Source organism: Prevotella sp. OH937_COT-195, assembly GCF_003932845.1.
In the GTDB taxonomy this organism is placed as follows: domain Bacteria; phylum Bacteroidota; class Bacteroidia; order Bacteroidales; family Bacteroidaceae; genus Prevotella.
In genome coordinates this window covers 25487-47811 of record NZ_RQZH01000023.1, presented here as the reverse complement: position 1 = coordinate 47811, position 22325 = coordinate 25487, and the positions used below count along the sequence as shown (strand labels likewise).

The 22325-nt window shown below is 48.6% G+C and carries 18 protein-coding genes; 11 read left to right on the top strand and 7 right to left on the bottom strand.

Annotated features, from left to right (window positions below):
- The coding region (locus EII32_RS09040) for an IS982 family transposase (RefSeq protein WP_233582360.1) at positions 1 to 743 on the bottom strand (743 nt) is incomplete at its 3' end.
- Positions 744 to 1496: 753 nt separating this feature from the next.
- On the opposite strand from EII32_RS09040, the gene EII32_RS09035 reads away from it, so the two are divergent.
- From EII32_RS09035 to EII32_RS09015, 5 genes are all read left to right on the top strand, one after another.
- Positions 1497 to 2192 carry an SIR2 family NAD-dependent protein deacylase gene (locus EII32_RS09035; protein WP_125235102.1) on the top strand — a complete coding sequence of 232 codons (696 nt, stop codon included), beginning with the start codon at positions 1497 to 1499 and terminating at the stop codon, positions 2190 to 2192.
- Between the two features lie 29 nt (positions 2193 to 2221).
- Positions 2222 to 4225 carry an OPT family oligopeptide transporter gene (locus EII32_RS09030; protein ID WP_125235101.1) on the top strand — a complete coding sequence of 668 codons (2004 nt, stop codon included), beginning with the start codon at positions 2222 to 2224 and terminating at the stop codon, positions 4223 to 4225.
- A gap of 90 nt (positions 4226 to 4315) precedes the next feature.
- On the top strand, positions 4316 to 4765 hold the full coding sequence (locus EII32_RS09025) for a Fur family transcriptional regulator (protein ID WP_125235100.1): 450 nt from the start codon (positions 4316 to 4318) through the stop codon (positions 4763 to 4765).
- A 189-nt stretch (positions 4766 to 4954) separates the two neighbouring features.
- Entirely contained in the window at positions 4955 to 5488 is a 534-nt protein-coding gene (locus EII32_RS09020; RefSeq protein ID WP_125235099.1) for a hypothetical protein, read from the top strand.
- 236 nt (positions 5489 to 5724) lie between these two features.
- Entirely contained in the window at positions 5725 to 6144 is a 420-nt protein-coding gene (locus EII32_RS09015) for an FMN-binding protein (RefSeq protein WP_125235098.1), read from the top strand.
- Positions 6145 to 6217: 73 nt separating this feature from the next.
- On the opposite strand, the gene serB is transcribed toward EII32_RS09015, so the two are convergent.
- On the bottom strand, positions 6218 to 7447 hold the full coding sequence (gene serB / locus EII32_RS09010) for a phosphoserine phosphatase SerB (protein WP_125235097.1): 1230 nt from the start codon (positions 7445 to 7447) through the stop codon (positions 6218 to 6220).
- A gap of 143 nt (positions 7448 to 7590) precedes the next feature.
- On the opposite strand from serB, the gene EII32_RS09005 reads away from it, so the two are divergent.
- Entirely contained in the window at positions 7591 to 8859 is a 1269-nt protein-coding gene (locus EII32_RS09005) for a THUMP-like domain-containing protein (protein ID WP_125235096.1), read from the top strand.
- A 44-nt stretch (positions 8860 to 8903) separates the two neighbouring features.
- On the opposite strand, the gene EII32_RS09000 is transcribed toward EII32_RS09005, so the two are convergent.
- Positions 8904 to 10769: a DEAD/DEAH box helicase gene (locus EII32_RS09000; RefSeq protein WP_125235095.1), complete on the bottom strand. Its 1866-nt coding sequence runs from the start codon at positions 10767 to 10769 to the stop codon at positions 8904 to 8906.
- 235 nt (positions 10770 to 11004) lie between these two features.
- On the opposite strand from EII32_RS09000, the gene EII32_RS08995 reads away from it, so the two are divergent.
- Positions 11005 to 11535 (top strand): TIGR00730 family Rossman fold protein, encoded by a 531-nt coding sequence (locus tag EII32_RS08995; protein WP_125235094.1) that lies wholly within the window; start codon positions 11005 to 11007, stop codon positions 11533 to 11535.
- Positions 11536 to 11575: 40 nt separating this feature from the next.
- Here EII32_RS08995 and EII32_RS08990 read toward each other — a convergent pair whose 3' ends face one another.
- The 4 genes from EII32_RS08990 to dapB all read right to left on the bottom strand — a co-directional run bounded on the left by EII32_RS08990 (position 11576) and on the right by dapB (position 14949).
- Positions 11576 to 12181, bottom strand: coding sequence for a WbqC family protein (locus tag EII32_RS08990; RefSeq protein ID WP_125235093.1), 606 nt, complete (start codon positions 12179 to 12181; stop codon positions 11576 to 11578).
- The gene (lepB, locus tag EII32_RS08985; protein WP_125235092.1) at positions 12178 to 12588 is read right to left on the bottom strand and encodes a signal peptidase I; all 411 of its coding nucleotides are present in this window, start codon (positions 12586 to 12588) and stop codon (positions 12178 to 12180) included. Before lepB (EII32_RS08985) ends, EII32_RS08990 begins: the two co-directional genes overlap by 4 nt.
- Before the next feature lie 107 nt (positions 12589 to 12695).
- Positions 12696 to 14132, bottom strand: a complete 1437-nt coding sequence (gene lepB / locus EII32_RS08980; RefSeq protein ID WP_125235091.1) for a signal peptidase I — start codon at positions 14130 to 14132, stop codon at positions 12696 to 12698.
- Positions 14133 to 14181: 49 nt separating this feature from the next.
- Positions 14182 to 14949 carry a 4-hydroxy-tetrahydrodipicolinate reductase gene (dapB, locus tag EII32_RS08975; protein WP_125235090.1) on the bottom strand — a complete coding sequence of 256 codons (768 nt, stop codon included), beginning with the start codon at positions 14947 to 14949 and terminating at the stop codon, positions 14182 to 14184.
- 811 nt (positions 14950 to 15760) lie between these two features.
- Between dapB and pflB the strand changes: the two genes are divergently transcribed.
- From pflB to EII32_RS08955, 4 genes are all read left to right on the top strand, one after another.
- Positions 15761 to 18010: a formate C-acetyltransferase gene (gene pflB / locus EII32_RS08970; protein ID WP_125235089.1), complete on the top strand. Its 2250-nt coding sequence runs from the start codon at positions 15761 to 15763 to the stop codon at positions 18008 to 18010.
- A 230-nt stretch (positions 18011 to 18240) separates the two neighbouring features.
- Complete coding sequence (pflA, locus tag EII32_RS08965; RefSeq protein ID WP_125235088.1) at positions 18241 to 18966, top strand: pyruvate formate-lyase-activating protein; 726 nt, start codon at positions 18241 to 18243, stop codon at positions 18964 to 18966.
- A 500-nt stretch (positions 18967 to 19466) separates the two neighbouring features.
- The gene (locus tag EII32_RS08960) at positions 19467 to 20699 is read left to right on the top strand and encodes a nucleoside recognition domain-containing protein (protein WP_125235087.1); all 1233 of its coding nucleotides are present in this window, start codon (positions 19467 to 19469) and stop codon (positions 20697 to 20699) included.
- Between the two features lie 36 nt (positions 20700 to 20735).
- Positions 20736 to 22226, top strand: a complete 1491-nt coding sequence (locus EII32_RS08955; protein WP_125235086.1) for a lipopolysaccharide biosynthesis protein — start codon at positions 20736 to 20738, stop codon at positions 22224 to 22226.
- The last annotated feature ends 99 nt before the right edge of the window (positions 22227 to 22325 follow it).

Sequence of the window (22325 nt, the reverse complement as noted above, 5' to 3'; positions counted from 1 at the left end):
CTCATGATGAAATTGTTGACCGACCTGTGCCTTGAGTGTACCAGTTGTGCGGTATTCTTGAGCATGTCATTGATGGTCTCGATGATGCACCTTCTTCTCAGCATCACCTTGTCCCACATGGGCATGAGCCTGTTCTTCATGTTCGTTCTGATGCCCGTGACCAGATGTATTCCATCCTCAAAGAGCATGTCGAAGAGCCTTGGTGATATGTATCCCCTGTCTGCAAAGAGCTTTCCGTAGAGCTTCTTTGCCAGTACAGCCCATACTTTGGGATCCCTGTCATCGACGTTGGCTCCTGTGAAACAGAACGTGATGATCTCTCCCCTGTCGTTGCAGACCGGATGCAGCTTGAAGCCGTGACACCATCCCATCGTTCCTTTCCCGTCGGTAGCCGGGCCTTTGAAGACCTTGTTGGCATAACGTCTGAGATTATGGCAGACCGGAACCATTGCAGAGTCCGCGAAGCTGATGCCTGTACAGCGCCCGAAGGCAGAGAGGTTCAGGAAGAACATCATCCGGAAGAACACGCGGCTCTCGAGTTCCACGAAGCGGTTGTAGGATACGGCATGGGGGAAGGATGTTTTCATGTGCTCCCTGATGAAGAAGAGGTAGTAATGCTTGAAATTGCGGAACGAGCCGAACTGGAACACTATCAAGATGGTCATAATCTCACTGTCGGAGAGGGATGCCTTTCGGAAGCGGCGCGCCTTACCATTAGAGGACATCAGAGACCTTTTATCCATCTGCTTATCAAATTCTTTGCAAAATTCATCCACGGCACAGAAAATTTCCGTAATTTTGTAGTCGGTAATCTGCGGAAATTATTGTATCTTTATAGTCTTCAAAACCAATAAAATACAAACAAAATCCGCTATGATTACCTAGGACAAAGTTTTTCACTTCGTTAAAGGAAACTCCTGACATTTTCTGTTTTATCAATTAATTTAACAAGAATTTTAATGCCGAACTCGCGTAGTTATTACATCTTGAACGACGTGATAAATCGAACGGCAAACCAATTCCGCCGATTTTGCATCGCAATTTCGGCGGAATTACTTTATAAAATCGGTGAAATTGTTGCACGAAAGGATACCAAATTCGGACAAGTTAAAATTTAAGCATATTGCAAAAAGACATTGATCAATGTTGTTGTCGGATAAAAAATGCTTTCATGCGTGTCAAAATCTTATTGCTATGCTTTATTTATCATCAAAATGTTGAAATGTAAACCTTTAAACAAGTATGTGGTAAATGTTACATCGCAAACAGAATTTATGGTGTATTTTTCTTATTGTCTTATCCCCGAAACGGTGTAATGTAATGTCTGATCGCTGTAAATACATGACTTTGTTTTTCCCTGCCGATGAGAAATAAAGCGAGTGTTTGTTTGCTACTAATAAATTTTATCGTTATTTTTGCAAACGGAAAAACATACGGCAGGACTTCCAAATGTTAAGTAGGAAGTGTTGCTGACAAAACAACTTAATTCTGATGATATGAAAAAGATAGTCGTATTGACGGGTGCGGGAATGTCGGTGGAAAGCGGATTGAGTACTTTCCGTGCCGACGACGGACTATGGGAGAACAATCCGGTGTCTCGTGTGGCCACCCACGAGGCATGGGAGAGCGACCCTGAATATGTGAATGCTTTTTATAACATGCTGCGAACGAAATACAACGGTGTCAGTCCCAATAACGGACATCTGCTCGTGGCAAGGCTCGAGGAGAAATATGATGTGACGGTAGTTACGCAGAATGTGGATAATCTTCACGAGGCGGCGGGCAGCACAAAGGTAATTCATCTGCATGGCGAACTTATGAAAGCATGCTCGAGCCGCGATGTGGAAGACACCCGATGCCATGTGCAGCTTGGCGGAGAACGATTGGAGATAAAGCCCGGCGAACTTGCCGCCGACGGTTCGCTGCTACGTCCTTACATAGTGTTTTTCGGCGAGGCGGTACCCAACATCAGTGTGGCTGCAGATTGTGTTGCCGATGCCGACATCGTGATAATAATAGGCACATCGATGGTGGTGTATCCTGCTGCCGGTCTTGTGCGCTACGCACGTAACGGCGTTCCGGTCTATCTGATAGACCCCAACGATGTAATCGGAAACGGGAAAAGTTCCGTCACCCATATTAAGAAAGGTGCATCGGCAGGAATGGAACAACTTTTTGCAGAATTGATGTAATAAAAAGAAACGATAACAAAATAAAAACCATGAACGAAAAAGAAAAAACACAACTTCCCGATAATGCTTTCCGGGAACTGAAAGAGGGTGAAGAGTACACACCGGTTATGAACCCTGACCGACAATATCCGGAGGTAAACGCGTGGAGCGTGACGTGGGGCATAGTGATGGCGGTATTATTCTCGGCAGCCGCAGCATATCTCGGACTTAAGGTAGGACAGGTGTTCGAGGCGGCAATACCCATCGCAATCATTGCCGTGGGCGTGAGTACGGCGGCCAAACGCAAGCAAGGTTTGGGCGAGAATGTCATCATTCAGAGCATCGGGGCATGCTCGGGAGCGGTAGTGGCCGGTGCAATATTCACGCTGCCTGCCATTTATATCTTGCAGGCCAAGTACGGAGACGCTATGAGTGCATCGTTCTTCAAGGTGTTCTTTGCTTCGCTCCTCGGTGGAATTTTGGGAATATTGTTCCTCATACCGTTCCGCAAATACTTCGTTAAAGACATGCACGGAAAATATCCTTTCCCCGAAGCCACGGCGACAACGCAGGTTCTCGTGAGCGGAGAGAAAGGCGGTTCGCAAGCCAAGCCGTTGCTTCTTGCGGGCATCATCGGCGGTCTTTACGACTTCATCGTAAGCACTTTCGGCTGGTGGAACGAGAATTTCACCACCCGTGTCATGGGCTTTGGCGAGACGTTGGCAGACAAGGCAAAACTCGTTTTCAAGGTCAACACCGGCGCGGCAGTACTCGGATTGGGTTTCATCATCGGTCTTAAATACTCGTTTATAATATGTCTCGGCTCGCTGGCAGTGTGGTGGATCATTGTACCGGGCATGGCACTGCTGTTTCCGGACACCGTGCTCAACCAGTGGGATCCGTCGATAACCACCGCCGTGGGCGGCATGTCGCCCGAGGATATATTCAAGGCATACGGCAAGAGCATAGGTATCGGAGGCATTGCGATGTCGGGCGTGATAGGAATAATTAAGAGTTGGCCAATAATAAAGGCTGCTATAATGCGTCTCGGTCCGCAAAAAGCCGCAGCCGCAGCATCGCATGACGAGGGTGCCAAAACTGATGCTGTCGTGGCAGAACGTCGCACAGACAGGGATCTTCCGTTCAAGATAATTGCCGTGGGCACGGCGATAACGCTAATACTGACGTTCATCTTCTTTTGGTTCGGCGTCATGGACAACCTCCTTTTCGCCGTGGTGGGCATCCTGCTCGTTGCCGTAATAGCATTCCTCTTCACCACGGTGGCAGCCAACGCCATTGCAATCGTAGGCTCGAACCCCGTGTCCGGAATGACGCTTATGACTCTCATTCTCGCTTCGGTGGTAATGGTTGCCGTGGGAATGAAAGGTCCCGGCGGCATGCTTGCGGCTCTGATAATGGGCGGTGTGGTATGTACTGCGCTTTCGGTGGCAGGTTCTTTCATTACCGATCTCAAGATAGGTTACTGGCTTGGAACAACTCCGAGAAAACAAGAGACGTGGAAATTTCTCGGCACGCTGGTGTCGGCAGCCACGGTGGGCGGTGTGATGATAGTACTCAACCAGACTTATAATTTCGCATCGGGCGAACTCGCGGCACCGCAGGCCAATGCCATGGCGGCAGTGATAGAGCCTTTGATGAGCGGCGTGGGCGCACCGTGGGTGCTTTATGCCATAGGTGCGGCAATAGCCATAGTGCTCACTTTTTGCAAAATACCGGCTCTGCCGTTTGCACTCGGAATGTTCATACCCATACAACTCAACATTCCGCTGCTCGTGGGCGGTGCGGTAAACTGGTTCGTTACGTCACGCTCAAAGAATGCCGAAGTAAACAGAGAACGCGGCGAAAAAGGAACACTCATCGCTTCGGGTTTCATCGCAGGTGGTGCCCTTATGGGCGTGGTGAGTGCACTGATGCGCTTTGGTGGTGTCAATCTGCTCAACGATGCGTGGCTGCAGAACTCTCTCTCGGAGGTTTGCTCGCTCGTGGCATACGTCTGCTTGATAACCTATTTTATCAAGGCAACGAAGAAATAAAAAGACATTTTTCTGCGGCATAATCCATAAGTCCTCGTACGGGCGAGAGACTTATGGTATTGCCGCAGAAAAGAAAACGAAGATATAATAATGGATAAAAAAGGAGGAAGGCAGTACATCTTGAACGTATTGCTGCATCGCAACATAACTCCGACACCAACTCGTATCCTCATATTGCGACAGATGTACCGCGGAGACGAGATGGTGTCGTTGCCGGAATTGGAGCGATTGCTGCCATCGGTTGACAAGAGTACCATTTCTCGTGCGCTAAACTTATTCCTTGCCCACGGACTGATACATGCCGTTGACGACGGCAGCGGCTCGGTAAAGTATAACGTTTGTCCGGAGGACTGCGAATGTGAAGATATTATCGAGGACGAACACACGCATTTCTACTGCACCGAATGTCATCGCGCATTCTGTCTCACCAATATCCATGTGCCGGTGGTAGAACTCCCGGACGGTTTCCACCTGCACAGTATCAACTATGTGCTGAAAGGCATCTGTCCCGAATGCAGCATGAAAACGGAACACCGCTAACCGTTTTTACGTCTCGTAATGCGATGCTTAATTGCATGTCTCTGCGGTATTTATGGTATTTTGTCGGCAATTATTTTTTGACATTTATTTTGTACTTACGATTTTATTTTATATATTTGCCGAAACAATACCTCGCAAAGTTTGTTTGTGAGAGTAGTATAATGGAATGTGGTTTTAATTTTTTGAGACATGAAGAAATACCTGATTCTTATTGTATGTGCGTTGCTCATGTCAAGTTGCATAGACCGGGACAACCCCATTATTAAGTTTCTCAAGAGCGAGTTCGGACAAAGCGGCGAGGGAGAAAACAAGCGAGCCGCCGAGTCTGTATGGGATTTCTATCTCATAGGAGAATGGAAATACACACAGGAAAACGAGAACGGCGAAACTACGGGAGAATATGCCAAAGGCATCGAGACTTTTGCCGGCGACGGAACATACACCAACACCACCATAGATGCCTACGATGAGAAGGTGGTGCTGAAAGGCACTTGGGCACTGGATGCCGATGAAGACTACACCATAAACATAAAAATCGACAAGCGGATTACTTCCGACGGCGACGAGGACGATGTTGACCTGAAAATGGTATATACCCTCGTGTCGCTCGAACCGGAGGTTTCTTTCAACTACATTACCGACGGTAAGAACCGCTCGGCAGAATGGGTTGCGGGAGAAGGAGGCTCGAATGCTGTTGAAGACGATTCGTACATGTACGAATAACTACCGTAGGATTGTGGGCAACGATAAATGTTTTCCTCTGTAAATGTATCTTTCTGTCACGACAATGGCAGAAAGAATGTCCTTGTGTTGATGTTTTTGTGGTTTCCCGCTCATTATTTGTAGGTATTATGGGTGCAAAAAAGTTTTAAACGCTTTGTCGTGACTTTTATTTCGATTATTTTTGCAACCATGAACAAACCACGCATTGCAACATGCGTAGAAAAAACAAAACTTGTATGAAGAAGAAAGTAATGAACATGGCAATGGCGGCGGCCGTACTGCTGTCATCGGCAACAGTGATGCAGAATGTGCGTGCAGCAGCGTCGCAAGACAAGGTTATGACGAAAATGGCAGACGGTACATTCGTTGTTAACACCACCTCGTTGGCAAAGGACGTGAAAGGCTATAAAGGCACCACACCTCTGAATATACACATCAAGAACGGAAAGGTAGTGAAAGTAGAGGCGCTCGGAAATATGGAGACACCGAAATATTTCGCCATCGTAAAGACAAAGATAATGACGAAATGGGATGGCCAGACGATATCCAAGGCGCGCAAGATGGAGGTAGATACCAAAACCGGTGCCACCTACTCTTCGAAATCTGTGGTTGAGAATGTTCGCCGCGGACTAGATTATTACAACGCACACAAGTAATTTACGTATGTTTAAACGCCGGCCGGGTGTGTCATTATGCAGTTTGCAATCGACACACCCGGCCGGCGTTTTTTCAACTGTCGAGGTACGAATCCTTGAATCCGAGGAAATACAGCACTCCGTCCAGCCCGATGGTATTGATGCTCTGCTCGGCATTTGCCACAACCCTCGGCTTGGCATGGAAAGCGATTCCCAATCCCGACTCGGTGAGCATGGGCAGATCGTTGGCACCGTCGCCAACGGCAATTGTCTGCGCAATGTTCACTTTCTCTACCTGCGCTATGATACGCAGCAGTTCGCGTTTGCGCTGTCCGTCGACAATGTCGCCGGTGTATCGTCCCGTTAGTTTCCCGTCGTTGTCAATTTCAAGTTCGTTGGCATACACATAATCCACTCCCCACCGTTTCTGCAGGTATTCCCCGAAATATGTGAATCCTCCGCTTAGTATGGCAATTTTGTATCCGCAACGTTTCAGCACACTCATCAATCGGTCGGCTCCCTCGGTTATCGGCATGTTCTCCGCAATCTCTTTCATAACGTTTGCATCAAGCCCTTTCAGCAATGCCACGCGTTCGGTGAAACTCTGTATGAAATCAATCTCGCCCCTCATGGCACGCGCCGTTATCTCCTTTACTTCGTTTCCCACTCCCGCACGAATTGCAAGTTCGTCGATGCACTCGGTCTGAATCAGCGTCGAGTCCATGTCGAAACAAATTAATCTGCGCATGCGTCGGAACATGTTGTCCTCTTGGAAGGAGAAATCCATCTCCATGGTATTCGACAGTTCCATTAGTTTTGCCTGCATTGCGTTTCGGTCATTGGCATTACCGCGCAGCGAGAACTCTATGCATGCACGTGCATCTTTGCGCGGATTGCGTATCGAAGGGCGACCTGTCAGTCGGCGGATATAATCGATGTTGAAGCCTTGTTCGGATATGACCCGCGTTGCAGCCTCTATCTTTCGTGCTTCGAGTTGTTTCCCGAGAATTGTAAGTACGAATCGGTTCTTGCCTTGTCTGTTGACCCATTCCTCGTACTGATCATCGTTGATGGGCGTAAACCCGATGTTAACACCGAGTTCGGTGGCTTTGAAGAGCAGTTCCTTCATTACGTTTCCGGAGTTCTGTTCGTCTATGCGGAACATCACGCCGAGCGACAAAGAGTTGTGAATGTCTGCCTGACCGATGTCGAGAACAGTTGCGTTGTATTTTGCCAAAATGCTCATCACCGAGGCTGTAAGACCGGGGAGATCGCTGCCGGTGATGTTTGCCACTATCTGTTCTTTACGTCTTTTTTCTTCCATTATTCCTTAATTTAAGTGGTTGTTTTCAATTTACAAAGATATTAAAAAATGTGTATATGCCCATATTGACACATCATCGTTTAACAATTTTTTATTCTCTGTCGCCATGTTTTATTTCTTGAAATAACTATCTTTGTGCCTGAATGATAAATCAATCGACCATAGATTTTGCACTGCGCCACCGTCTCGACGACCCGAGGAAACTTGCGCTTACGGCAAAACCCGGAGACGGCATAGACCTTATCGCAGCCTTGCAGCAGATTGCGGGTTGGCAGGCGGCACGCCGCAAACTGCCTTCTTGGGCAGCCGTTGACGGCATAATATACCCTCCGCATCTTGCAATGGAGCAGTGTTCGTCGGAAAATACGGCTCGTTATAAGGCACGGGTTGCGGCACGACTGTTGGGACAGGCAGCGGGAAATGGCATCATGTACGACCTTACGGGCGGTTTCGGTGTGGATTTTTCGTTTCTTTCGCCTCTTTTTGCAAAGGCTGTATATGTGGAGCAACAGGAGGATTTGGCAGAAATCGCACGACATAACTTTGCCGTACTCGGGCTTAAAAATGCCGAGGTTCATTGTTCCACGGCTGCCGAAATACTCCATTCCATCGATCATGCGGCAATGATTTATCTCGATCCGGCACGTCGCGACACCCACGGCGGACGCACTTTCGCACTCGCCGACTGCACTCCCGATGTGCTGTCCATGATGAACGAACTGATGACAAAGACCGACCTGCTTATGATAAAACTCTCGCCGATGCTCGACCGGCACGAGGTGACAAGACAGTTGAATGATGTCCGCGAACTGCATATTGTGTCGGTAAGGAACGAGTGCAAAGAGATTGTTCCGGTATTATTGTCGTCTGCCCGCGACCTTTCGCGCGACCGCGACCGCCGCGACTGCTCAGTACCCGCCGTTCATTGTGTCAACGATGACAACGAGTTTGTTTTCACGGCAACGAGCGAAGTCGCACACATTGCCGGACAGGTGCAGGTCGATGCGCCGAACACCGTGGCTGGCAGTTTTCTGTACGTCCCTAATGCGTCCGTAATGAAAGCCGGCTGCTTCGACGAGATAGCGTCTCGATATTGCATAAGACCGCTTTCCGCCAACAGTCATCTTTTCATTTCACCCCGTTTCATCAAGGATTTCCCCGGGAGAACATTCCGTATAACTGCCGTATCGTCCATGAACAAACGCGAGTTGAGGAAAACATTGGGCGGCATAAGGCAGGCCAACATCGCCGTCAGGAACTTTCCGATGACCGTGGAGCAACTGCGGCGCAGGCTCGGGTTGGCAGACGGTGGCGACAACTATCTCTTCGCAACCACGAACGACAACGGAGAACATATTGTTTTACTATGTAGGAAAAACTTTCCGCCCGCGAAAGACACCAATGAAACATAATCTTTTTAGTGCCTTTCGCGAGCGGTAAATATATAAGGTGTTGCCTATTTCTTCTTTTTTGGTCTGCGACGTGCCCATCCCTCTTCCTCGAAATCGGCATCATGTCCCTTCGCAAAATCGGGGTTAAGGAATTTCATCCAGTCTTCTTTGCCGAATTTGGTTTGTTTCTCGCGTTTCGGTTGCGCTCTTTCTTCACGTCTGTTGCTTGGTCTGAAATCACGTTTCTTTCCGTGTGGCTCAAACTGTTTTCTCGACGAAGAGGCTTGTCTGCCTTGTTCGTCGGCATTGTTACAGCGCACTTCGCGTCCCTTATATATAACTCCCGACAGTCCTCTCATTACGCGGTCGGCATCTTCGCCGTCCACCTCGATGAACGAGAATGTGTTTTGCAGGTCGATATGCCCAACTGCCACATGTCCTTTCACGTTGCGGTTTATGAACTGCATCACTTCGCCGGGGAAGAAACCGTCTTTTTTTCCGAGGTTAATGAACAGACGGCAGTAGCCCTCCTCGGTCTGTCTGCGACCTCCTCTGCCTCGTTCCTTGCGCTCCTTTCGTGTCTCGTCCTTGCTCTTCTTTCCCGTCTCTATGCGCACTTCCGGAGCGTTGGCATAATAGGCGAGGAACTTTCCGAACTCCACGCTTACTATTTTCTTTATCAAGTCGTCTTTTTCCACGAACTCGAAGAAACGGTTGATGTCCTGCATGAAGGGTTCGATTTGTCCTTCATCCACGTCTGTTTTGACTATTTGGTCCATCACCTTGAAGAGTTGTTTCTTGCAAATCTCCTGTGGCGAGGGCATCTCTCCTATTTGGAAGTTCTTCCCAATCTGGCGTTCCACCTGCCGTATTTTTCCTTTTTCGCGTGTATGTACTATTGCGATGCTCGTACCTTTCTTTCCTGCGCGTCCCGTTCTGCCCGATCGGTGTATGTAGTTCTCTATGTCATCGGGCATTCCGTAGTTGATGACGTGTGTCAGGTCGTCAACGTCGAGACCTCTCGCAGCGACGTCTGTTGCTACGAGAAGTTGCGTCAGGTGCTGTCTGAATTTCTGCATCGTGAGGTCTCTCTGCTGTTGCGAGAGGTCTCCGTGCAGCGACTCGGCATTGTATCCGTCCTTTATCAGTTTGTCGGCAATGTCCTGTGTCTCCACCTTTGTCCTGCAGAATATTATTGCGAAGATGCGCGGGTGAAAGTCAACTATGCGTTTCAGTGCGAGATATTTGTCTTTTGCACTTACCATATAATATATATGGTTTACGTTTTCCGCCCCTTCGTTACGGCTTCCCACCACTATTTCTTTCGGTTCGTGCAGGTAAGTGCGTGCAATTTTCTCTATCTCTTTGCTCATCGTTGCAGAGAACAGCAGAGTGTTTCGTTCCTCCGGCACTCCGGCGAGAATGGTGTTCAGGTCTTCCGAGAATCCCATGTTGAGCATTTCGTCGGCCTCGTCGAGCACCACGTTACCCACGGCTCCGAGTTTTGCCACACCCCTTTTCATGAGGTCTATGAGTCGTCCCGGCGTTGCCACGATGATGTGTACTCCTTTATTTAGAGCCTTGATCTGTGTCTCTATGTTTGCACCTCCGTACACGGGAATTATGTGTACGTCGGGTATGTACTTTGAGAAATCTTTCAAGTCGTCTGCTATTTGCAGACATAGTTCGCGTGTCGGCGACAGCACTATTGCCTGTGTCTGCCGGATGCGGGTGTCGATGCGTTGGATCAACGGTATGCCGAAGGCTGCGGTCTTTCCCGTACCGGTCTGCGCGAGGGCAATGACGTCGTTTCTTGTTCCTAACAAATAGGGGATAACTTCTTCTTGGACGGGCATCGGTTTTTCAAAACCCATCTCTTCAATGGCGCGGCGAATCTCTTCGCTGACGCCTAATTCTTCAAATGTCTTCATTTATAAATATTACGTAATCATTAGAAGTTTAGGAGTAAAGAACTGCAATAGTAAAGACACCGCCATGCCACACCACCACGGGGAATGCCCTCCCCCGTTGATGCAAAAATTGCCTAAACTTCTGCTCTTCTTAAATCCCGAACATATAATTTGCGGTTGCAAAGTTACTGTTTTTTTTGTATTTATGCTATTAATAATGAATTATTTTGTATTTTTGCGGTATATTTTCACGATTATGAACATAGGAATATTCTGCAGCGCGAATAATAACATCGACAAAATTTATTTTGAAAAGACTCGAGAACTCGGAGAGTGGATGGGTAAAAACGGGCACACTCTGGTGTTCGGCGGCTGCGACATGGGACTTATGGAACACGTTGCGCATGCCTGTCACGATGCCGGAGGAAAAACTGTCGGTGTGGTTCCGTTGATAATAGAGGAACACGGGCATGTCAGCGAGTATGTGGATGTTTTGATACACTGCGACCAACTAAGCGACCGCAAGGAGCTTCTTGTTGCCAAAAGCGATGTTGTCGTGGCTCTACCCGGCGGCATCGGTACGCTCGACGAGATTTTCACGGTGGCTGCCGCCGCTACAATAGGTTATCATCGCAAGCGTGTGGTGCTTTACAACATCAATGGCTTTTGGGACAAACTCATTGCATGCCTCGACGATTTGCAGGCAAACGGCATGATACGCGGAGATTATCGCATGCAGATAAGAGAGGCAAAGAGTATCGAGGAGGTTGTTTCCGAATTGTCTTGACACATCTTTTTTGCGGTTTTCCGGTCTGTCTCCGACTTTCCTAAAGATAAAAAATGCCCTCGTTGCCCATGTTGAACAGCAGGTCGAGTACGCTCAGGTTCGGAATGAAGCCATACCTGCGACTGTAAACCTGATAGTATTGCCGTGGTGCGAAATCATCGTCGGGCATAGGATGTTTCGGTCGGATAACATCGCGGAAATCATCGGTTGTCGCTGTGTCATATCCCGATGTTAGTGCAATGTGCGGTCGCACATCGAGCAGTTCGCACAGCAGTTCGGTCATCTCCATATTGAAATCCAGCAGAAAATCGCGCTTTTTATCGAACATCGGGTGCAAATCGTCGGCGTAATAATCAAAGAACGGACTGTCTCCGTATGCCGTAGCCAGTGCGTTCCAGTGCAGCCGTCTCCAATTGCCGTGGTCGCTTATGCGCACGTCTCGCATCAGACACTTGTCTCCCGGAGCCTTTTCCACCGGTATTGTCAGAGCCTGCGTGCCGTTAGCGGTTGCTATAACACACCGGTTCCGGTATGTCTGTTTTTGGAAATTGTCGTATTGCTCAATCAACACTTTGTCGTATCGGTTGAGTTTCTGAAACCACTGCACCGGCGGGCAGTATGCCGAAGAGAGCAATGCCGTTGTCATTGTCTTGTCAGTGATATTTTGAATGCCTTTCCTATGATGTCGTCTCGATGCAGCAAAGTTCTGCATTTTCCCTGCAACACCATGAACACAGCCTTCCGGCTGCACCCGCATTGCTGGCATCCGCATCGTTCGGGCAGAACAAACATTCTGCCATCTATCGCCACCGTGTCGCCCGGAATGTTCTCCACCATGCCTATGTGTGCCGTCTCTTCGCCAAACACCACCATGTCTCCGCGTGAGAAACGCCCGTATGGCAATTTGTTTACCACTACGCGGTCGTTTTTTTTCAAAACCGGATAAAGGTTGTTGTCCGACACCTTGTATATGGTAAATGCGTATGTCCTCACCACCAACATAAGTACTATTGCTGTTGCGACGGCAAGTATGAACTTCAAGGCATTGCGCATCTTTTTCTTTTTGCTTGGTCAGTCCATTCCGTGCGGGCTGCCTTAAATTTTTAAATTACATGATGCAAGTTGCCGCAGAGCCTCGGTTCGGAGGCTCGCTTGCAGCCTCACTTTATATTATCGACCCATCTGAACAATCTGTTCCAGCGGATGCCTGACAAACCGCTGCGATCCGGGTCGCTGCTCCACCAGATGAATATTGGCTTGCCCACGATATGGTCTTCGGGCACAAATCCCCAGAATCTGGAGTCGGCGGAGTTGTGCCTGTTGTCCCCCATCATCCAGTAATAATCCATCTTGAAGGTGTATTCGTTCGCTTCTTTCCCGTTGATGAAAATCTTTCCGTTTCGCACTTCGAGTTCGTTGCCCTCATATATACGTATCGGGCGTTCGTATATTGCGATGTTGTTCATGTTCAGTTTTATGCTCTTGCCTTTCTGCGGAATCCATATCGGTCCGTAATTGTCTCTTGTCCAGCCGTAGTTTCCGTTCAGCGGATAAAGGTCTCCGGTCACAGCATCGGTGTTTATGGTAATTCCCTCCATTATTTCCCCGTTTCTTTTCAGTGCTTCCACAGCCTTTTTCGTCAGCGGCATGTAACCATTTTGGCTGAGGCTTGCAATATCCTCCATGCTGATGCCCAGTTCGTATCTCATCTCTTCGGGCAAGTCTGCACGTCTCTTCATTCGGTAAGTGTATTGCACATTGTCCGGCTCCTTGTTCGGTTTGCCGTCGAGATACACTATCCGGTTCTTTATCTGCAAAGTCTGTCCGGGCAGTCCCACGCACCTTTTCACATAGTTTTCGCGTCGGTCAACCGGTCGCGAGTCAATGTCTCCGTAGGTGTTGCGTTCCATCCGTATGTATTCGCGTCCCGTGGCATACACCTTGCGGTAATAGTCCCACAACTGTTGAGGCGTGAGCGAGTCAAGTTCCACCTTGATGTTGTAAAACTGGTAGCCGTAAGAATAGCACATTTGGTAATAATCCTGCGCCTGCCACTGCGACGCGCTGCATATAGTGTCGCCTGCGGGGTAGTTGAAAACAACGATGTCGTTCAGTTCCACCTTTCCGAGTCCGTCGACCCTGCGGTAGTCCCATTGCGGGAACTCGCAGTACGACTTGCATTCGAACAACGGCAGCGTGTGCTGTGTCAGCGGCAGTGTCAGCGGTGTTTGCGGTATTCGCGGGCCGTAACTCAGTTTCGACACGAAGAGATAATCCCCCGTCAACAGCGATTTCTCGAGCGACGACGATGGGATTACATAGTTTTGGAAGAAGAACAGATTGATGAAATAAACTGCCACGAGCGCGAACACTATCGCATCTACCCACGACATGATGAACCGCGTCGGTCCCTCGGAGTCTTTCCACCACTGCCATCTTATTTTCTTGGTTATATAAACGTCGAATATGAACGGCAGAACAAGCAATCCCCACCAACTCTCCACCCAGTAGAGAAACAACAGGTAGAGTACGGCGATGGTAATGAATTTTGCCCACTGCCATTTCATGTTAAGTTTTTTCTTTGACTTGTCAATCATATCTTTTTCTGTTTAGTTTTCCTTTTTTTGTCGAGTTGTTTTTCTCTTTTTACCATTTGAACATATCGTCTATGGTAAGCAGTCCGCTGTGTTCTTTGGTATATTCCGCCGCCAGCACGGCTCCCATGGCAAACCCTTTGCGCGAGTGTGCGTCGTGACTTATAGTGATGCAGTCTGCCTCCGAGTCGTAGCGCACGGTGTGAATGCCCGGCACTTCGCCACGACGAATCGAGTCGATGCGCAGCATTTTCGGGTCGTACGGCATGTTTTCCTGCCCTTTTACCCAGTCTTCCTTGCGGTCGAGTCCGTTCAATATTCCTTCTGCCAGCGTTATGGCAGTGCCGCTCGGAGCGTCCATTTTGTGAATGTGGTGTGTCTCTTCAAGGTGTACGTCATACTGCCCGAAGCCGTTCATCAGTTTTGCCAAATAGCGGTTTACCGCGGAGAATATTGCCACTCCCACCGAGAAGTTGCTCGCCCAGAACAGAGTCTGTCCGCTTATTGCATCGCCGCTGCCGGCATCCTGCCCTTCCTTTCTCGGGCTGCACATGCGTCTCACATCGTCTCCGTGTTCCTCGAGCCATCCGGTACTGCCGCTCACCACCTTCACATTCTTGGCGAACGCTCGCAAAAAATTGTCGTATGCAGCCTGCGGAGTGGTAAACTCGATTGCCACATCTGCATTTGCAAAAGCGTCACTGTCAAAATCTTGTCGGTTCCCGACATCTATTATACACACTATTTCATGTCCGCGGCTCAGTGCAATCTGTTCTATCATCTTGCCCATCTTGCCATAGCCTATCAATGCTATTTTCATATTGTTGCAACCTAAAACTCTGCAAAGGTAAAAAAAAATATGTACATACGATTGATTTTCAACTTAAAATAACATTTTATAATCCGTATTATGGATAGGGGATCCGCCTTACATGCCCAATGTGGATTATGTCATGCACGCTTGCCTTGCAGAAAATGCAAGAATGTATAACCCGGTTAAACCCACAAATGGCATGGAGTTTATACCCCCGCTGCGGGATAATATTTTACATCGGGAAAAGAATATATGCTTGATTTTCATGACAACCGAAAATTTCAAGTGTGGGATTGATAACGCGATACACTGCCTCACATGCAATTTTTCCACAAAGATGTTGTCGGTGTTGACAACATACAATTTGTTGCTCCAAAAGCCGTAAATGAACATGCAAATCATTGATATAAGAAAAGTAAACATATAATTCTTATATATAAGTTGCATTTACATGTCACGTAAAATGTCGGACGGATTGCAATTTCGGTGATTTTCCGGAACAAATTCGCCGAAATTGAACTGCAAAACCGCCGAAATTGCTTTGCAAATCGGGCTGTATCGATTTTCGGAACCGGTGGTTTCGCATGCCGGGCAGCAGCCCTCCTGAAACGAGACCGGCATGAATTATCGCGTGATTTATCGTAAATCAAGCATGAATAAAAAAGCGGATTTCCTTGCAAGAGACATGTTTTCGGCACCTTTATGTTACAGATAATTATTTGTAGGTATTGTGAGGGAAATATAAAAGTCTTACCTTTGCACCCGAAAAAGGTAAAAAGGCATTATTTAACCGTTAATTAATATAATTAATTATTGTATGAGACAAGAATGGAAAGGTTTCAAAGGAAACAAATGGACAGAAGATGTTGATGTCCGTGATTTTATCCAAAACAACTACGCTGCTTACGAAGGTGACGAGAGTTTTCTCGCCGACCCGACGGACGCCACCAACAAACTGTGGGGAATCTTGCAGGGTTTGCAGAAAGAAGAGAGAGCCAAGGGCGGTGTCCTTGACATGGAGACAGAAATAGTTTCGAGCCTTACGGCATACGGTCCCGGATATATCAACGAACAGACAAAGGACTTGGAAAAAATCGTAGGTCTGCAAACCGACAAGCCGCTGAAGCGCGCTTTCATGCCATACGGAGGCATCACCATGGCAGAACAGGCATGCACCACGTACGGATATGAACCTTCGAAGGAACTGCATAAAATTTTTACGGAGTATCGCAAAACCCACAACGATGGGGTGTTTGATGCTTATACCGACGAGATGAGGCGGGTTCGTCACAACCATATACTGACGGGACTGCCCGACACATACGGCCGCGGACGCATCGTGGGCGACTATCGGCGCGTGGCTCTCTACGGCATAGATTTCCTTATCGAGAAGAAAAAGGAAGACCTCTCGTATGTAGGATGCGGCACAATGACGGAAGACATAATACGTCTGCGCGAGGAAGTGTCGATGCAAATCAGGTCGTTGAAGCAGATGAAAGCCATGGCGGAAATCTACGGATATGACATATCGCGCCCCGCAGAAAATGCCCGCGAGGCTGTTCAATGGCTCTATTTCGGATATCTTGCGGCAATAAAGACACAGAACGGTGCCGCCATGTCGGTGGGACGAATATCCACTTTCCTCGACATTTACATTCAGCGCGACATCGAGGCAGGCACACTCACCGAGGCAGAAGCACAGGAGTTGATTGACCACTTTGTGATGAAATTGCGCATGGTGAAGTTCGCACGTATCCCGTCCTACAACCAACTTTTCTCCGGCGACCCCGTATGGGCTACGCTCGAGATGGCAGGAATGGGCATGGACGGTCGTTCGATGGTGACGAAGAACGATTTCCGTTTCCTTCATACGTTAGAGAACATGGGACCGTCTCCCGAGCCCAACCTCACCGTGCTATATTGTTCGCGCCTGCCGGAGACCTTCAAGCGTTATGCCTCGAAAATATCCGTAACCACCAGTTCGATACAATACGAGAACGATGATGTGATGCGCCCGATTTGGGGTGACGACTATTCCATCTGCTGCTGCGTGTCGGCTACGCAGACGGGAAAGGAGATGCAGTTCTTCGGAGCGCGCGCCAACCTTGCGAAATGTCTCACCTATGCCATCAGCGGCGGTGTTGACGCGAAGACACGAGAGCAATGCGGTCCCGCATTGCGCCCGATTGAAGGCGATGTGGTGAAATATGAGGAGTTCATGCCGCGCTTCATTGACATGATGGATTGGCTGGCAGGAGTATATGTCAACACGCTGAACCTTATTCACTACATGCACGACAAGTATTTCTACGAGGCTGCCGAACTTGCTCTCATAGATACACACGTGCGCCGTACGTTTGCCACGGGCATCGCCGGATTCAGTCATGTGGTGGATTCCATAAGCGCAATAAAGTATGCCAAGGTGAATATAATCCGCGACGAGACGGGCTTCCCGCTCGAGTTCAAGACAGAGGGAGACTTCCCGCGCTACGGCAATGACGACGACCGCGCGGACGAGATTGCGGTATGGCTGCTCAAGACATTCATGAAGACAATACGCAAGTATCACACCTACCGCAACTCCGAGCCTACTACAAGTATCCTGACCATAACCTCGAACGTGGTTTACGGCAAATATACCAGCAACATGCCCGACGGCCGTCCGGCAGGAACACCGCTCTCGCCCGGAGCCAACCCATCTTACGGGGCAGAGAAGAACGGTCTGCTGGCATCGCTGAACTCTGTGGCGAAACTGCCTTACGAGTATGCCCTTGACGGTATCTCGAATACGCAGACCATCAGTCCTTCCGCACTCGGACATACGCAGGAGGAGCAGACAGAGACGCTGATGCGCGTGATGGACGGATACTTTGACCGCGGCGCACACCACCTTAACGTGAATGTGTTCGGCGTAGAGAAACTCATCGATGCCATGAATCATCCGGAGAAAGAGGAGTATGCCAACTTCACAATACGCGTGAGCGGTTATGCCGTGAAGTTCATCGACCTGACCAAAGAGCAGCAGATGGACGTCATCGCACGTCAGGCTCACGAGAAATTAGCATAACACATAAAGGCCAACGAAAGAGAGGGAGCCGTAAGATGATGCTTGCGGCTTTCTCTCCGTTGCTAAGTAGGTGCTCAAAACTAATAGTATATATAGATGTATTGCTTTATTCGTTTCTTATTTTATCGGTATCTTCACACCTGTTTTATGTCGGTTGCATAAAGAATTTGTTCTTTCTTCGGAGTACATATACGGGTAATTAATTCTTAACACTTACTTACAGAAACATCATGATAAAAGCCGCTGTTCACTCAACAGAATCTTTCGGCTCGGTAGACGGACCGGGCATACGTTTCATAATCTTCCTGAAAGGCTGCAAGATGCGATGCCGCTACTGTCACAATCCCGACACGTGGAATCCCCGTTCGGATGATTTGCGTACAGCCGACGAACTGCTTGAACAGGCCGTTCGTTTCAAAAGTTATTGGGGTAAGGACGGGGGTATAACCGTAAGTGGCGGCGAGGCGTTGCTACAAATGGATTTTATGATAGAACTGTTCGGGAAAGCAAAGAAGTTGGGTATAAACACCTGTCTCGACACGGCGGCACAACCCTTTACCCGCAAAGAACCGTTTTTCTCCAAGTTTCGTGAGTTGATGAGCTTAACCGACCTTGTACTCTTGGACATAAAGCATATAGACCCGTCTGTACACAAGAGTCTCACCGGCTGTACGAACGACAACATAATCGATTGCGCATGCTATCTGTCGGACATCGACAAGCCCGTGTGGGTGCGCCACGTACTCATGCCGGGCATTACCGACGAGGATGCCTCGCTGGTGCGCTTGCACGACTTTTTGGAAACGCTCGGCAACATACAGAAAGTCGAGGTACTGCCGTATCATTCTCTTGGCGTGCAAAAATGGGAGATGCTCGGCATACCCTATACACTCGGCAATGTGTCGGCTCCGACCCAGGAGCGCGTAGATAATGCCCGTCGCATTCTGTGCCGATGAGGCATCACACTTTAAACATCCGAAGAAATTGCGCTCCGGTTTTGAATTTTAACCCAAACCGGTCATTAGACCGCATTTGCTTAGATTTGCCATTGCCGTTACGCTTCCCGACTGCTTTAGCCCGCTTGCTGCCATCTGCGCAGCCATTACATCTCGACGCAGCCCGTCACTCCTTCGATTAAACGGCTGCACATCTGCTCAACAATCGGACAAAATCGGTTGAGGGTTCTAATGACCGATTTGGGTTTAATAATCTGTCTTATCCGTTTTAAGACTCATTTCCCAATCGCTGATATTGTGCCGTCAGTCTGTTTGGTATGCCCGTACATGCTCACTTTGTTCCTTGTGTTTTTGGTTTTTGCATGATGTTTTGATGACTTCTTACGGTATTATTCGTAGGTTCAATTAAGAAATACGACTTTTGGAAATAAAAACAAAGGAGCAAAAAATGTTGCGTTTACTTTTTTATTTGCCTGCCTTGCAGTATCTTTGCACTCGGTATGGTGCTGAATTACATTTGGATTGCGTTTTTCCTCATCGCATTTGTCATCGGATTAGTGAGACTTGTGTTCTTTGGTGATGTGGAAGTGTTTCCTGCGATGATGGATTCCACATTCTCATCGTCGAAGACCGCTTTCGAAATTTCGCTCGGTCTCACCGGCGTACTGTCGCTGTGGCTCGGTGTTATGAAGATAGGCGAGAAGGGCGGTGTGGTCAATGCCTTTGCACGTGTGTTGTCGCCGGTGTTCACGAGGCTGTTTCCGGATATTCCGAAAGGGCATCCCGTTACGGGAAGCATATTCATGAACATTGCGGCGAATATGCTGGGGCTTGACAATGCCGCAACGCCTCTCGGCCTTAAGGCGATGGAACAGTTGCAGAAACTGAACCCGAAGAAAGACACGGCGAGCAACCCGATGATAATGTTTCTTGTGCTGAACACCTCGGGGCTTACCATAATCCCGGTATCGGTGATGGTGTATCGGGCGCAACTCGGTGCCGAACAGCCCACCGACATATTCATTCCGATACTGCTGGCGACATTTTTCTCGACGCTTGCCGGCATAATAATCACGTCGTTATATCAGAAGATAAATCTGCTGAACGGTGTGATGCTTGCCACGCTCGGCGGACTGTCGCTTGCCGTGGCTGCGATAATATGGGGCTTCTCGGAAATGGACAAAGCTATGATGAACATCGTAAGCACATCGGTGGCGAACATTCTGCTGATGACCATAATAACGGTGTTTGTCATTGCCGGCATGGTGAAGAAAACCAATGTGTACGAAGCCTTTGTCGAAGGTGCGAAAGACGGCTTTACCACCGCCGTGAGAATAATACCTTATCTCGTGGCGATACTTGTGGGCATTGGCGTGTTCCGTGCCTCGGGAGCCATGGACATGTTGATTGACGGCATGGAACGGATAGTGAGTTTTTGGGGAATGAACGGCGATTTCATTGCGGCTTTGCCCACGGCACTTATGAAACCGCTCTCCGGAAGTGGTGCGCGAGGAATGATGGTGGATACCATGACCACCTACGGCGCAGACTCTTTCGTAGGTCGTTTGTCGTGCATATTCCAAGGTTCGACAGACACCACGTTCTATATTCTCGCCGTATATTTCGGCAGTGTGGCAATAAGAAACACGCGGCATGCCGTTGTATGCGGATTGCTTGCCGACCTTGCCGGAATCATCGCGGCGATATTCGTGGGCTATATGTTCTTCGGGTGAGCAATTGACCGGAGTTGATAAATAAGAGAAAGATAAATGGCTAATCTGAAATCACTGGCAAAAGATACTGCCATATACGGGCTGCCGAGCATCGTGGCGCGGTTCATAAACTATCTGTTGGTGCCGATACAGACGGAGTGCTTTGCCGCCTCGGGGGGAGAGTATGGCATAATAACGAATGTGTATGCCTATGTGTCGCTTATGATAATACTGCTCACATACGGCATGGAGACGGCTTTTTTCCGTTTTATGACAAAGGAAGGGGAGAACCCCGGGCGCATTTATTCCACAACGTTGCGCATGGTGGGCTTCACATCGCTCGTGTCAACGGCACTCGTCATGCTGTTCCTGCACCCCGTGGCAGCGGCAGTGGGATATGCCGATCATCCCGACTACATTGCTGTGATGTATGCCACGGTGGCAATGGATGCTTTTACGGCGATTCCGTTTGCATACCTGCGCATCAAGCACCGACCGGTGAAATTTGCCGTGTTGAAGATTGCCAACATCGTTATGAACATCATTCTCAATCTGCTTTATCTCATCATTCTGCCGGCGTTGAGACTTAATCCGTTCGGAATTTACGACGACGAGTTCACCCGCGACGTGGCTTTCGTGTTCTATATTAATATATTGTGTTCTGCTTTCACACTGTTGTTGCTGCACAAAGAATTGCGCGGCATAACCCTCGGGTTCGACAAAGGTGCGTGTCAACGCATGCTCTCGTATGCATGGCCGTTGCTCGTTATGGGACTGGCGGGGCAACTCAATCAGGCTGCGTCACAGATATTGTTTCCGCATTTCTACGACGGCAGCGTGGCAGAAGCGCGTGCGCAACTCGGTATATACGGCGCAAGCATAAAGATAGCGATGATAATGGTAATGATAACGCAAGCATTCCGCTTTGCTTACGAACCGTTCGTTTTCGGAAACAAAGATGCCGACAAACGCGAGACGTATGCCAAGGCAATGAAATACTATGTCATATTTACGCTTCTTGCATTCCTTGCCGTGATGGGATACATGAACATTCTGCGGTTCATCATAGGCAGGACATATTGGGAGGGGCTGCGCGTGGTGCCGATAGTGATGGCGGCGGAGATAATGTTCGGCGTGTTTTTCAACCTCTCGTTTTGGTATAAACTTACCGATCGAACCATTTGGGGAGCATATTTCTCAGGCATAGGGGCGGCTGTACTCATAGTAATTGATATTTTGCTGATACCTCGTTTGAGTTACATGGCATGCGCGTGGGCAGGCTTCGCGGCATACGCCGTGTCTATGTTGCTGTCTTATTTCATTGGACAGAAATATTACCCCATCAACTATCCGGTGCGAGAAATCTTGTTGTATGTCGGCATCGCCGTTGTGCTTTACGCTGCGATAAGTGTGAGCAACAGTCATTTGCCTATGTGGGCGGCACTCGCCGCGAACACCGTTGCGGTAGTTGTATTTGCCGCAATAGTGGTAAAACGAGACTTCCCGCTAAAAAATTTGCCAGTGGTAGGGAAGATGTTTGGAAGATAAGGATATGATTCTTTCAGAGTTCACGGGTCTTCCCAAAAGTTCACGGATTCCTTTCCGGTTTTTTGAAATAATGAATTTATTAACAATTAACAAATAAAA